11 protein-coding genes and 1 pseudogene are annotated in these 14619 nt (G+C 38.1%); 1 reads left to right on the top strand and 11 read right to left on the bottom strand.

Going from position 1 to position 14619, the window contains the following annotated elements; all coding sequences use genetic code 11:
• Window positions 1–30: 30 nt before the first annotated feature.
• From ezrA to HMPREF2574_RS06265, 7 genes are all read right to left on the bottom strand, one after another.
• Window positions 31–1755 carry a septation ring formation regulator EzrA gene (gene ezrA / locus HMPREF2574_RS06295; RefSeq protein WP_070812313.1) on the bottom strand — a complete coding sequence of 575 codons (1725 nt, stop codon included), beginning with the start codon at window positions 1753–1755 and terminating at the stop codon, window positions 31–33.
• A gap of 87 nt (window positions 1756–1842) precedes the next feature.
• On the bottom strand, window positions 1843–3789 hold the full coding sequence (gene gyrB, locus HMPREF2574_RS06290; protein WP_003025329.1) for a DNA topoisomerase (ATP-hydrolyzing) subunit B: 1947 nt from the start codon (window positions 3787–3789) through the stop codon (window positions 1843–1845).
• A gap of 12 nt (window positions 3790–3801) precedes the next feature.
• Window positions 3802–4365, bottom strand: coding sequence for an HAD-IA family hydrolase (locus HMPREF2574_RS06285; RefSeq protein WP_024051922.1), 564 nt, complete (start codon window positions 4363–4365; stop codon window positions 3802–3804).
• Between the two features lie 128 nt (window positions 4366–4493).
• Window positions 4494–5042, bottom strand: coding sequence for a DJ-1 family glyoxalase III (locus HMPREF2574_RS06280; protein WP_070812312.1), 549 nt, complete (start codon window positions 5040–5042; stop codon window positions 4494–4496).
• 12 nt (window positions 5043–5054) lie between these two features.
• Window positions 5055–6287 carry an FtsW/RodA/SpoVE family cell cycle protein gene (locus tag HMPREF2574_RS06275; protein WP_070812311.1) on the bottom strand — a complete coding sequence of 411 codons (1233 nt, stop codon included), beginning with the start codon at window positions 6285–6287 and terminating at the stop codon, window positions 5055–5057.
• A 47-nt stretch (window positions 6288–6334) separates the two neighbouring features.
• Window positions 6335–7315 carry a YeiH family protein gene (locus HMPREF2574_RS06270; RefSeq protein ID WP_006267241.1) on the bottom strand — a complete coding sequence of 327 codons (981 nt, stop codon included), beginning with the start codon at window positions 7313–7315 and terminating at the stop codon, window positions 6335–6337.
• A gap of 123 nt (window positions 7316–7438) precedes the next feature.
• A complete protein-coding gene (locus tag HMPREF2574_RS06265; RefSeq protein WP_070654348.1) occupies window positions 7439–9898 on the bottom strand; it encodes a bifunctional DnaQ family exonuclease/ATP-dependent helicase in 2460 nt (819 codons plus the stop codon).
• Between the two features lie 136 nt (window positions 9899–10034).
• Here HMPREF2574_RS06265 and HMPREF2574_RS06260 point away from each other — a divergent pair, with 136 nt between their 5' ends.
• The gene (locus HMPREF2574_RS06260) at window positions 10035–10670 is read left to right on the top strand and encodes an MBL fold metallo-hydrolase (RefSeq protein WP_024051926.1); all 636 of its coding nucleotides are present in this window, start codon (window positions 10035–10037) and stop codon (window positions 10668–10670) included.
• 92 nt (window positions 10671–10762) lie between these two features.
• Here HMPREF2574_RS06260 and ftsX read toward each other — a convergent pair whose 3' ends face one another.
• The 4 genes and pseudogenes from ftsX to HMPREF2574_RS06240 form a co-directional block, all read right to left on the bottom strand.
• Window positions 10763–11689 carry a permease-like cell division protein FtsX gene (gene ftsX / locus HMPREF2574_RS06255; protein WP_024051927.1) on the bottom strand — a complete coding sequence of 309 codons (927 nt, stop codon included), beginning with the start codon at window positions 11687–11689 and terminating at the stop codon, window positions 10763–10765.
• A complete protein-coding gene (gene ftsE, locus HMPREF2574_RS06250) occupies window positions 11682–12374 on the bottom strand; it encodes a cell division ATP-binding protein FtsE (protein WP_070654347.1) in 693 nt (230 codons plus the stop codon). Before ftsE ends, ftsX begins: the two co-directional genes overlap by 8 nt.
• Before the next feature lie 104 nt (window positions 12375–12478).
• A protein-coding gene (gene prfB / locus HMPREF2574_RS06245) for a peptide chain release factor 2 (RefSeq protein WP_101749654.1) occupies window positions 12479–13574 on the bottom strand; the annotation gives its coding sequence in 2 pieces (ribosomal slippage) (window positions 12479–13501 and window positions 13503–13574; 1095 coding nt in all).
• Between the two features lie 236 nt (window positions 13575–13810).
• A pseudogene (locus HMPREF2574_RS06240) lies at window positions 13811–14557 on the bottom strand (Cof-type HAD-IIB family hydrolase).
• Between the last annotated feature and the right edge of the window lie 62 nt (window positions 14558–14619).

Raw genomic sequence — 14619 nt, 5'->3', positions numbered from 1 at the left:
AATAAAACCTTGTCTCTTTATTGTTTTAGTTTAAAATCGGATATTTTCTCGTGTTTTTTCATACGATGTAACAAAACGATTGGTTACACCGGGTTCTACTACATCCAATGCTTGCGAGATCTCCTCAAACGATGCTTGATAATCAAAGTCATTTTCAAAAATCTCTAGTGCACGGTTGAAAGCAGTTTGAACTCCCTCATCAAATGAACGGTAGCGATTTGAATATTGTAACAATTGCTCTGTCAAAGTAGCATTTTCAACAATCCGATAAGTCTCATTTTCCAGTTCATTCATATCATTTGTCAAAATCTCTAGCATACGGTTTACTGATTCGATATTGACACGATATTGTTCCAATTCTGCTACTAAAGCTTCTGTGTTATCACTTGCAGTAAAGAAAGTGGTCAGGAAGCTCCGTGGAATACCCGGCAAATTGCGTTTTTCCATATAACGCTTAATCGTGTGCAATTTGTTTATATAAATAGTAACTTTTTGTCGAGCATTGGCATCATCTTTTTCAAGATTAGCCAATTTTTCACTCAGTACTAATTGTTCATCTTCAATTTCTTTGACTCGTTTTTGAATGGTTTCAAGGTTTTCTTGAAGAACAGAATAAGCCTGTTTTCTTTCTGAAGAATCTTCAATTGCTTCTAAAACAACATCATCCAAGCTAGAAAGTTCACTTTGAAGTCGGCGAACATGATTTGTATCGCTTTCTGTCAAGAGATACAATTTTGAAAGGCGAGCAATCTCTGTCAAAAGATTTTGATTGTTTTCTTTTGTATGACCTAAATAACCTGGTAAACTATTGACTAATTTGACAACTACTTTATGTGACTTGATTTCACGGTTGAACATGTCATATAAAGCATCCATTTCTTCTTGGATTTGCGTATTTTCATATTGCGCATTATCCAATTCCAAACTAGCAATGTTTTCACTGTTGCGTTTCAAACTAGTATGCAGCTGTTGGAAGCGAGATTCAATATCAGTTTCAATAAAATGATAACCAGATTCTAGCAATTTGCGATGACCAGATTCCAAATCTTCTAACTGTTCTGGTAACTTTTGATCTAATTCTGATACAAGATCTGGGATTTTTTCAACAATATGTGTCAAAGCAAGGATGTGATCCTCTGTTTTATCCAAAATTTCCGCTGCTTCAACAGGGTCTCCTGATGAATTCAAGGTCACAAATTGAGAGAATTCAGATTGAATTTTTTCTAATTGCTTTTCAATCTCAGAAAGCGCTGATCCATAACTTTCTGTATCATTTGCCACAGACACTTGCAACTTTTCAAATAAATCCAAAGCATGCAAGACACGACCGCTATTTTTAGACTCTTGCTTTTCTAATTCAGCAAGTGCATTGCGAATAGCAGTAATATCTTCTTCAATCAAGTCAATTTGGCTCTCAATTTTATCAATACCATGCTTTGCTTTTAGAAACCGAAACGAATTATTGTAACTTTCCGTTTCAAAAAGGTTGTTTTCAATGTCTGCAAAGGAATTCAAAGAAAGATCAACCCATTTTTGATTCCATTCACGAAAAGCCACTTGACTTTGTCCAATCAAATGCATGTTTTTAACCGCTTCGACTTCATCATTCACAGGAAGATTATAAAGATCTTCTTTACGATCTTCTAACTTAGCAAGTAAAGCATCATTTCTTTTTCTTAATAAGACAGCAGTTATGTAAGCAACAATCAAGAGAACTGCTATCACTATGATTAGTATGATTAGTCCATTAGACATGTAAAACTCCTTCAAAATATTACTTGAAAATAATCATGATTATTATATCATAATTTTCTTGGTAAATGTGAATTTTTTCAGATTTTTTTAAACGTCCAATGTACTGTATACGGCGTTCTCTTCGATAAATTCACGACGAGGTTCTACACGGTCCCCCATTAGCATATCAAAAATCTTGTCCGCTTCTGCTGCATCATCGACTGAGACACGCGCCATTAAGCGATGTTCTGGGTTCATCGTTGTTTCCCAAAGTTGGTGGTCGTCCATTTCTCCCAAGCCTTTGTAACGTTGAATACTTGGTTTAGAACGCCCTTCAGAATAACGCTCCAATGCCAACTGTAGCTCTTCTTCTTGATTGGCTCCGGGCTGGATGTATTCTTTCACTTCACTGCCGACTTTCACACCATAAATAGGCGGTTGAGCAATATAGACATACCCCGCTTCTAAAACAGGCTTCATATAACGATAAATCAATGTCAAAAGAAGGGTTCGGATATGCGCACCATCAACATCGGCATCGGTCATAATGACTAATTTTTGATAACGAGCCTTGCTCACATCAAAATCTGCTCCAAAACCTGTTCCCATTGCGGTAAAGAGACTACGAATTTCTTCATTGGCTAAAATTTTATCCATGCTGGCTTTTTCAACATTTAAAATCTTACCGCGAATTGGCAAAATAGCCTGAAACTCCCGATTTCGACCAGATTTCGCTGAACCACCTGCTGAATCTCCTTCCACGATAAACAATTCTGTTTCATGCGGATCATTAGAAGAGCAATCTGCCAATTTACCAGGTAGATTTGAAATTTCAAGACCTGATTTCTTGCGGGTCACTTCACGTGCACGTTTAGCTGCAATCCGAGCCTTGGACGCCAAAATTCCCTTTTCAACGATTTTCTTAGCAACCGCAGGATTTTCCAAAAGGAAATCTGAGAAAGCTTCGCTAAAGAGACGATTAGTAATTTTAACAACTTCACTATTTCCAAGCTTCGTCTTTGTTTGTCCTTCAAACTGTGGGTTAGGATGTTTTACAGAGATAACAGCTGTTAATCCTTCACGGACATCTTCACCAGTCAGGTTGTCTTCATTTTCTTTCAAAAGTTTATTTTTCTTGGCATAGTCATTGATGACACGTGTGAGCGCTGTACGAAAACCTTGTTCATGCGTCCCGCCTTCATGAGTATGGATGTTGTTAGCAAAACTCATGACAGTTTCGTGATAGCCTGTTGTATACTGCATAGCTACTTCAACAGTAATATCATCCATTTCTCCGTCTGTATAAATCGGATTTTCAAAGATAACATCTTTATTTTCATTGATATATTGGACGTAGCTGGCAATCCCACCTTCATAATGGTAATCTTTTGTTTGCTCCAAACCTTCCCGTTTATCGGTAATAGAAATTCGCAGACCACGATTCAAGAATGCTAGTTCTTGCACCCGTTTGTTTAATTTTTCAAAATCAAATTCAACCGTTTCTGTGAAGATTTCTGGGTCTGGTGTAAAATGAACAGTTGTTCCTGTGCGATCAGTCTCGCCGATAATCTCCAGATCCGCTACGACGTGTCCGCGACGGTATTCTTGAAAATGAATCTGACCGTTCTTGTAAACCCGAACATCAAGTTGAGTAGAAAGAGCATTAACCACAGAAGATCCAACACCATGCAATCCTCCAGATACCTTGTACCCGCCACCGCCGAATTTTCCTCCAGCATGAAGAATGGTAAAGACAGTTTCTACCGCAGGACGACCTGTTTTTTCTTGAATATCTACAGGGATTCCACGACCGTCATCAACAACGGTAATCGAATTGTCTTTCTCAATAAACACTTGAATATGTGTTGCAAAACCAGCTAATGCCTCATCAATTGAGTTATCTACAATTTCCCAAACAAGATGATGCAGTCCTTCTTTTGAAGTTGAGCCAATATACATCCCTGGACGCATTCGGACAGCTTCCAAACCTTCTAAAACCTGAATTTGACTGGCATCATAATCCTGTGCTTGCAGTTCTTTATTCTCTTCTGACATACGATTCCTTTTCTATATTTTTATAAATTTCTTGAGATTTTTCATATCATCAAAGAGATAAGTTGCAAAGCCAGCTGATTGACCCGCTTCTGTGTCAATTGAGCGATCTCCGATGACTAACCCATTCTCAATCTGATACTTATCTTTTAAATACAGCATTGACTCAGGATTTGGCTTTCTCTTAAAACCACGATTAGAAGTCACCACTTCTGTAAAGTAGCCTGAAATCCCTGTTTTATCAAGAATCTCTAAAACCTGATCATTCCGATGAGAAATCAGAAAATTACGCCCTCCTTGTACAACGATATTTCTGAGCAAGTCTGCAGCACCTTCAAATAATACTGGATGAGCTAACTCTCTTGCTTCATTCACTTTATAAGTTTGTAAAAATGCAGGAATGTTGGGCGCAAATTGAGCAATTGCATAAGGAGTTGAAATCTTTAGCGCCTTGTAAACATCATCATGGGCAGCTTGAATACCAAAACTGGCTAATGTTTCTACAAAAGCAGCCGTTGAAGTCTCATAATTATCGAGGAGAGTTCCTCCTAAATCCCAAATATAATCTTGATAATCCATATTCTTTATTATAACATATTTTTGTAAAAAATGGCGGTAAAAAGGGATAGGATAGCTTATTTTAGATATGAATTCCCATAAAAAAACTTACTTGGTTAATTCCAAATAAGTTTCAGTATCCCAGAAAATCAATTACCATAGACCTCATTGTAAAGCATCGCAGTTGCAAGCTGCTCACTATCTCCACCTAACTGATGAACCAACTCATAAGCAAAAGTTAGAGCAGTTGCGGGACCTCGGCTGGTAATCACTTTCCCATCAACAACAACTGTTTGCTTGATATAAGTACCAGAATCAATATCTGACTCGATACCATCATAACAGGTAAATTGTTTGTTCTTTAAGACTCCTGCACGATTGAGTGCAATCGGTGCTGCGCAAATGGCTGCTATCCACTTACCTTCTTCTTGCATCTTCTGTAGAGCTGACATCAAACGATCATCATCTCGCAAATTTGTCGCACCAGGCATTCCTCCCGGCAGTATCACCACTTCATAATCATCTAACTTTCCAGCCCAAACTTTATCTGCTTGAACTGCGATACCGTGAGAACCTGTTACCGCTTTTTCAAAGCCAATCATGTCACATAGGATTCCTGCACGGCGAAGAACATCCACAACCGTCAATGCTTCAATTTCTTCAAAGCCATTGGCTAACATAACAGCTACTTTTGTCATACTTCTTCTCCTTTATTTTAATTGTTTTAATACTACTTTTTTACGCCTTGTAGGATAATGTGAGCGTTTCTCATCTGAGAGATTATTTTGATAACTTATCGAAAGCAAGAGTCCGACACCAATTAAATTACTAATAATCGAAGAACCACCTTGAGAAATGAATGGAAGTGGGATTCCTGTTAAAGGCAAAATTCCCGTCACTGCTCCGATATTTTCAAAAATATGAAAGAGTAACATCATGATAAAACCAGTAGAAATATAGGTGTAAAATTGATTATTTGATTTCAGCGTAATTTTTAACATACGATAAATCAATAGCAAGTACAAGGCAATCACAATCGTTGCACCGACAAAACCAAAATCTTCTGCAATGACAGTAAAAATCATATCACTTTCACGTACAGGCACCAATAGATTGGATACATTAAACCCTTGTCCCCAGAGACCACCACTACCAATTGCTATTTGACCTTGTGCCTGTTGATAAGTAGTGGTTTGAGCGTAGTCAAACGGATTCAGCCAAGCCAAAATACGGTTGATCTGATAGGTTGGCATCCCAATTTGGTGCAAAAAAGCTCGCCCATCTTTTGAAATGAAGATAAGTAAAAAGCCGCCACCTACAACCAGAACGGTCAAAGCAACTGGTACAATAATTTTCCAAGATACACCTGACAAAAGGACAATTCCTGAAAAGATGGCAATAAAAACTAAAGCTGTCCCTAAGTCACTCTGCAATGCCAACAAAATCAGAACGGGTAAAGTATAAAGGGCTAGTTCAAAAATCAGGAAGAAGTCCAATTGAACCTTTCGCTCTCTATCTTTATAACGCTGTAAAAAATGAACAACAGCTCGCGATAGCATAAGAATATAAGAAATTTTCATGAATTCAGATGGTTGAAACAAGGTCACATGTCCTATAGTCACCCAGTTTTTTGCTCCTGTCGAAGCGACTAGTTCTGAACTATAAAAAATAAGCGGGAGCACCATCAATGCCAATCCGAACACATATAAGTATGGCGTTATTTGCCAAAGAAATTTTGTATTAAATAGCATGATAACCAGACTGATGACCGTTCCCAGAGCAATCCAAGCAATCTGCTGCCCTACAATTGGCCAAACATTTTTTGGATAATCATGACTAACAGCGATATAAATAGCTACAACACCAATAAAAAGCAAACAAAATACCGGTAATATTAAACTATAATCCACTCGTGAATCAATCGAGCGTTTTTGATAAGGCATATCTCCTCCAACATACGTAATAAATGTCAGTCACTTTTAAAGCACTTTTACGAGAAAAAGTATTGAATAATTAAGCTAGATACAGCAACTGCAAACCAAGCAAATGCTCCTGTCAACAACGGCGCTGCGCCTGCTTTTCTAAATTGCCCAAAGGATACTCTTGCACCAATTCCAGCAAGAGCCATTGCCATGAGCCACTGTGACAAGAACTTCGTTGCAGGAACGAGCGAACTTGGAAAAATCCCAACACTAGTAACAATAGACGCCACAACAAACCACAAAATAAACCAAGGGAAAATTTTCTTTAAATCGACTTTTTGATGACTGTTTTGTGAGCGTACATATCGGACTCCTGCAAAGATGAGACAAGCTGGTACAATCATTAAAGCACGACTGAGCTTCACAATCGTTGCTAAATCTCCTGCTGACTGACTGTAAGTGTAGCCCGCTGCTACAACAGATGACGTATCATTGATAGCTGTTCCTGCCCAAGTTCCAAAAGTTGCATTATTCATATGCATCAGATGCCCTAAAAATGGGAAAATAAAGACCGCTAAAATGTTAAAGAAAAAAATTGTTGAAATAGATAAAGCGATGTCTTCATCTTTTGCTTCTAAAATCGGCGAAGCTGCTGCAATGGCAGAACCACCACAAATAGCCGTTCCAAATCCAATTAAAGTGGTTAGAACTTTGCCCATTCCCAACAGACGTCCTACCACATAAGCTGAAATAAAAGCAATCAGTATAGTTAAAATGCTAATTTTTAAAGAGGAGATGCCTGTAGCAGAAACCCGACCAATAGACATACTAAACCCCAGTAAAATAATGGAATACTGTAGTAATTTCTTACCTGAATAAGCTAGACCAGCATGATAAATCTTCTTTATCTGAAAAAGATTATTGGCTAAAATTCCCAAAAGAATGGCAAAAACACTAGAGCCAATCAAGGGAAAGAAATTTCCCAAGACAGTTGCTACTGCTGCTAGTACAAAAGCAAAACCAACTCCTGGAAGATATTTTTGATACATATTGAACCTTCTTTCTTTTTTGTTTCTATTATAACAAAATTTAAAACTAGCAGCGGAGGAAATTCGTACTTTTATCAAAAAAACTCAGTTTACATTTTAACTGAGTCTTCTACTCTGCTGACGTTAAGGAGATTTCTTCCTCAAAAATTGCTCGATTTCTTTTGGAATTTTTTTCATACTTGTGACGGATATTGGAGCAATTTTTTCCAAGGCTGTCTGAATTTGGCGTCCGTAACGTTTGGTTAACATGCGATTGTCTAAAATGACGACTGCTGACTGCTGCTCTTGATGTCGAATTGTACGTCCCAAAGCCTGTTTTAGGCGTAAAATCGCAACAGGTAAACTATAATCATAAAAAGGATTCTTGCCTTCTTGCCGCAATTTGCGATTGAGCTTCTGCGTAAAGAAATCACTCGGATTGTCAAATGGAATCCGTGTAATAACTTCAATCATTTGTTTCTGACTAGAAAAATCTGTCCCTTCCCAAAAGCTACCCGCTCCTAGTAAAATACTCGTTTCCCCTCTATCAAAACGACGTTTAATATTAGCCGCTTCACCATTCTTGTACTGGGCTAAGTGAGGCAGGCGCAAGCGTTCTGAAACAGCTAACAATAACGCTTTCGATGTAAATAAAACGAGAAGTGGAACTTCCTGAGTAGCTAATTTATGAACCCATTTGACAATCAATTCTGCATAAGTGTCCACATCCAAGTCTACAACATTTGGAAAATTCTTATCCAACCATATTTTCTGCTGATGTTTCTGCTTTTGTGGTAACTGATAAAATGGTGCATTTTCAAAACCAAGTAAATGCGCTAAATGCACTTTTTTACTGATTTCAAGCGTGGCTGAAACGAATAAGACTTGAACTTCTTCAGGCAGCAAAGCTCGAAAATCTAGCACTTCTAGGCAAGCGGCTTCCAACACCGTCACTCGATAATCATCGAACTGCTCTTCTTTTAACCAGAACTGGTCGTATTTTGTGACAAAAATAGTGCGTAAGTCAGAAAGAGATCTTTGATCTGACTCTGATAAATCTTGTCGGAGTTTGAAACAGGTTTCTTTCGTTAACTCATTTTTCTTGTAGTGTTGGAATTGCTCCACCGCATGAGCCAGCTCAAATTGAATATCTTCTAATAAACGACGTTTCAAAATGGTATCTGCTATTTCAAGTTCTGATTGAATTTGCTGCAAGCATTTTGTCATATTGAGAGATTTTCGAGAAAGATTTTCCAAAGCTAAAAACAATTTTTGAGCCTCGTCCACAATCAAAAGTCGATCTTCCACTATAGATTTATCATCTTCTAGCCGCGTCAAAAAATAAGCATGATTGGTCACTAACACACGGCTGCATTTCGATTTTTCTTGACCTTTTTGCCAAAAATCCGCATCATAAAAGAGGGATTTTTTGCTCAATTTGCCATCATGAAGCACCTGTTGAAAATAGGTCTGATAGCGATGCCGTTGACTAATTTCATCCAAATCACCAGATTCCGTTTCTGTGAGCCAAACTAAAAGCAACATCTTGCAACGATTTACCAAACGATTGTCATCTACCTGCTGCAAACTGTCATAAAAGAAGTCAAGTTTTAAATAATTAGCAGGGCTTTTCAAGCTATGAACAGAAACATGAAAGATTTCTTCTAACTTTTGTCCTTCATTTGCCACAATCTGATCTTGCAACACTTTCGTAGGAACCGTTACCAAAATTTGCTTGCTCGTTTGAACCAAAGCAGGGAGCAAGTAACCATAGGTCTTGCCTAAACCTGTCTGAGCTTGTAAAAAACTTGGTTGCTGACTTTTTAAAGCCTGTTCCACATCATGTGCAAACTCATCTTGTTCTTTTCGCTCCTCTAAATCCAGCAAATTGATGTTATGAGTGAAATTTTTGGACAATTTTCGCGCTTTTTGAATTTTTTTACTTTTTCTAAGAAAAATTCCCTGACACTTCATCAAATCGTGGAAAGTTATGTCCGACATTTGGTTAAAAGCATCTTCTATTGCTAAGCGTGATTCGTAAATCAAACTATCCGAAAATTTCAACAAATATTCCACTAATTCTTTCGGAAGTTTTTGGATTTTTTCTTGTATTTTTAAAAATAATGTAGCCGTTGCCGAGGCATCCGCAAGCGCTGTATGCGCATGTTTCAAAGGAATGTCTAACTGTTCACATAATATTCCTAGATTGTATTTTTCAAACGTTGGGAAAAAGACTTGCGCAAGCTCTACTGTATCTACCCTCGGAGTCACTAATTCAAATCCTTCCCAAAAGAGGGCTTCTGCTAATAAATTAGCATCAAATTTCACATTATGAGCCACAAAAATGGCATCCTCAATCAACTCATAAATCTCACGAGCTACTTGAGAAAAGTCTGGCGCCCTGCTCAATCGCTTGTCTGTCAATCCTGTTAATTGGCAAATATGAGAATCCAGCTTCTCATGAGGATTCACATCGGTTTCATAAGTTTTAACAATCTGACCATTTTCAATCAGCACAATCCCGACTTGAATAATCTTTGCGTTGCTGCTGGCACTCGTTGCCTCTAAATCCACCACAGCATATTTTCTTTTTTCTTGTGTCATATTAGAAAAATTATACCATAAATCCAACTATTTCGTATCACGTTTTACGCCTTATTTTCCCTTGATAAATAGCTTGATATTTCTTTTATGTCATTTTTCATATTTTTTGCTAAACTATGAAGTGAAAGGAGTTCTCATGATAACGATTCATAAAACTTTAAACGCTCAAGCATACGAAAATACTTATTATTTAGAAAATGAGCATCATCTTATCGTAGTCGATCCAGGTAGTGACTGGGATAAAATTGCAGCAAAAATCCAAGAAATCAATAAACCAATTACAGCTATTTTGCTGACCCATACTCATTACGATCATATTATGAGTGTTGATTTAGTTCGTCAACATTTTGGACATCCACCTGTCTATGTCGCTGAAAGTGAAGCAACTTGGCTTTACACTCCGGAGTATAATCTATCTGGACTAGCTCGCCACCAAGATATTGATAACATCATTCTCCAGCCTGCCGATGTCTTTTTTGACTATCATAGTCCTTACAGTCTAGATGATTTTTATTTTTACGTCGTACCAACACCAGGACATTCAATCGGTGGTGTTTCAATCATCTTTCCTAACGAGCACTTTGTTTTAACTGGCGATGCTTTATTCTGCGAATCAATTGGTCGAACGGACCTCTATACTGGAAATATAGAACAACTCATTTCTAGCATCAAAAACGAGTTGCTGGTCTTGCCTGATTATGATGTTTACCCTGGTCATGGTCCTCAAACCACCATTGTTCATGAAAAAATGTTTAATCCATTTTTGCATTAAAAAAGCCCTCAATGAACTGCATCTCGAAAGTTAGATTTTTCTGTCTAACTTTCGGGTCAGGGTTCAATAGGGTTTTTATTATCACTTCTTTTTTAAATTTTCAAGAATCGTCTCATTGAGAGAACCGAGCCAAATGCTCCGATGATAATTCCTACTACAAAAAGGAAAGAAATCATCAATGGAATAAAGGTTTTGGGTACAATCATTGAAAGATTTTGACTAGCAAGAGATGGATTAAATGACTTATAGGTCATTTCGTAAATAAAATAGACCAAGCCAGCTGGAACAACTGCCCCAAGCAAGCCAATCCAAGCTCCTTCTAACAAGAACGGACCTCGAATGTAACTGTTTTTTGCTCCCACCAGACGCATGATTTGAATTTCACGACTGCGTGAAATAATCGTAATCCGAATAGTATTTGAAATCAAGAAAACAGCAATAAAGACTAAGAGGAGCGCTCCTACAATTCCCCATGTACGGATAAAATTAGCTAACGCAAAAATACGTTTTGTATTGGCTCCACCGTATTCTACTTCAGAAACCCCTTCCACTTTCTTCGCATTGTTTGCGACAGACGTGACGTATTTGGGGTCGGTTGTATCGACAATATAAGCGTCATGTAGGGGATTGGCATCTCCTTCAAAGAGTTTCCAATCTTTACCCATGACTTCTGTTAGTTTCTTTAATTGTTCTTGCTTGCTAGAAAATGTTACTGATTTCACATTTGACATTTTGTTGAGGGCATCATATACCTTATGGTAGTCCTCATTTTTGACTGTTTGACCTTCTTTTGTAATAGTCTCTTCATTGTCCGCTGTATCTGGTCGCATATAGACCATAACCCGCACATTATTTTCAATATCTGTTGCTAGCTTCGCCGTGTTTAAAATGACTGACACAAAGATTGCGACTAACCCTAGTGTAATCATCACGGAGCTGACTGCAGCAACTGTCATCCAACCATTTCGCTTCAAACTTTTGAGCGATTCAAGCAGGTGACTTAAAAATCTACTATTCATCGTATCCGTACTCTCCTTTTGCTTCATCACGCACCACACGACCATTTTCGATGGCAATAACGCGGTGACGCAAAGTATTTACAATTTGGCTATTGTGGGTCGCCATTAGAACCGTCGTCCCTTGCAGGTTAATTCGCTCCAGTAGATTCATGATTTCCCACGAATTATCTGGGTCCAAATTTCCTGTCGGCTCATCGGCAATCAAAACTTTAGGATTGTTCACAATCGCACGAGCAATGGCAATTCGCTGCTGCTCCCCTCCTGAGAGTTCATTTGGAAATGAACGGACTTTGTGTTTTAAACCAACCAAATCCAACACTTCCATAACGCGCTTTTTGATATTCCGACGGCGTTCTCCAATAACTTCCATAGCGTAGGCGATATTTTCATACACCGTCTTTTTGGGTAGCAATTTATAATCTTGGAAAACGACGCCAACATTACGACGCAACATTGGAATATCACGTTTTTTAATTTTAGCAAGATTAAAGCCAGCAACTTGCAGACTTCCCTTATCAACTTTCACTTCACGATACAATACTCGAATAAAAGTTGATTTCCCTGCTCCAGAAGGACCTACAATATAGGTGAATTCTCCTGGCTCTACTTCAATGGACACACCACGCAGGGCTGTTGTCCCGTTGTCATATTTTTTGACAACATCTCTCATTTCAATAATTGACATTTATTGTTAAGAGTTCCTTTCGTAAGATAGTTGAGGGAGTGGAATAAACAACCATGATTGCATTGCAATTATGGTTGTTTATTCCACTCTCGTAAATTTAATGTTTAGTTTAACCGCCATTTCAAGTAGGCATCGATGAAGCCATCTAAATCGCCATCCATGACTTTATCAACTTGGGCTACTTCATAACCAGTTCGATGATCCTTCACCATGGTATAGGGCGTAAAGACATAAGAGCGGATTTGACTTCCCCAAGAAATTTCTTTTTTGTCTCCCTTTAAGGAATCCACTTCAGCTGCTTTTTTTTCTTGCTCCATTTGGTAGAGTTTCGATTGAAGCAATTTCATTGCCCGATCACGGTTTCCATATTGTGTGCGGTCAACAGTGGATTGTGTCACAATTCCCGTTGGTATGTGGGTTAAACGAACACCGGTTGAAACTTTGTTGACATTTTGCCCGCCAGCACCACCGGAACGGAAAGTGTCCATCTTGATGTCTTCGTCTCGCACCTCAATTTCAATCGTGTCATCCAACTCCGGCATGACTTCCACTGAAGTAAAAGAAGTGTGACGACGATTAGCTGAGTCAAATGGCGAAATGCGCACCAAGCGATGAACTCCCATTTCAGACTTCAACAAACCATAGGCATGAGGGCCCTCAAAAGACAAGGTAACAGACTTAATTCCCGCTTCATCTCCCGCTTGATAGTCCAATACTTCAACCTTGAAACCATGAGCATTGCCAAAGCGTGTATACATCCGCAGCAACATATCCCCCCAGTCTTGAGCTTCTGTTCCACCAGAGCCTGGATGAATTTCAAGGATAGCATTGTTATTATCATAAGGTTCCGACAAGAGGAGTGTCATTTCATAGCTGGTCATTTTTGTTTCCAACTCTGCTAATTTTTCTTCCAACTCTTCCTGTACAGAATCATCCTCCGCTAGAAAATCAAGCAAAATCTCTGATTCGTCAAATAAATCAGCCATTTGCTGGAAGTTATCATAGGTTTGCTTAAGTTCGTTTAATTCTTGAGATGTTTTTTGCGCCGCAATATTATCATCCCAAAAATCAGGTTCTGTCATCTTATTTTCTAAGATTGCAATTTCTTCTTCCAGACCTTCTAAGTCAAAGAGACCCCCTGAAAGAAGCTAATTTTTCGCGATTTGCGTCAATTTTTTGACGAATTTCTGAAATATCCATACTTACCTCTTTTCACATATCGTTTTATTATATCACAAGTCAGTATTTTTTTCTAATTTCTGACAGAGTCCAATAATAGTTATTGTATAAAATTTCTAATTCTGAATCAAGAAATTTCGTTCTTTGTTACATGATTGTTAGATAGGTTGCCGTCTGGCTAAAAATATTAAGGGGATAGATATACCAAAATGATGCGTATGTAATGAGTTATGTTACAATCTCTTGTTCAAGAACTTCTAAAACGTCTGATTCTTGATTGCTTGGCGCTTGATACTTTGCTGTTTTCTTGACCTTTTCAGGAGCATTGCCATCGCATAGCTGTGACCCACATAAGCTAGCATTTCTAGGTCATTTCCACCGTCCCCAAAAGCCATCATCTCCTGTAGTGCAATACCAAAATGCTGACTAAGGAATTCAAGAGCAGAGCCTTTATGAACACCTCTTTGGATGATATCAATCGAACCATGTCCACTTGAAACTGCCTGAACGAGTTGACCAGTAACTTGATTTAGCTTTTCAAGGAGTTGATCTGTTTTTTCTTCTGGCACCAATAAAGCTAACTTGACAAAATCATCTTCTGGTAAATCCTGAAAATTAGAGATTTCTTTCAATGCATGATAATAAATTGCAATTTCTTCTTTGTACTGTTTGGGTGCTGACTTGATCAAATAAGCAGAATGAAGCCTGCAAAGAGTTGTCGCATTTTCTAATCCTTCTAACACAAGCACGTCTAAAACCTTTTCAATCTCTGTTCTAGCGATTTTTTCTTCTCGTAATAACTTCTCGCCTTCAAAAATTAGTGCTCCATTTTCTGAAACAATAATTAACTCATCCTGATATTTTGGGAAAAATGAAGCCAGTTAGGCATACTGATTGCCTGAAATGACGACTACTTTTATATCTTTTTCTTGCAATGGTCGATAAATTTTCTCAAAGCGCTCCACATCATAGGTATTGTCTGAGCGCAGAAATGTACCGTCCATGTCAAATGCTACTAATTTTATCATTCGTAGACCTCCACTTACTTCTATTTTACACCAAAAGA

The sequence above is a fragment of the Streptococcus sp. HMSC034E12 genome, from assembly GCF_001835915.1.
GTDB classification, from domain to species: Bacteria; Bacillota; Bacilli; order Lactobacillales; family Streptococcaceae; genus Streptococcus; species Streptococcus vaginalis.
Note: the sequence above shows the minus strand (reverse complement) of the source record. Positions and strands in the feature narration are given on the sequence as shown.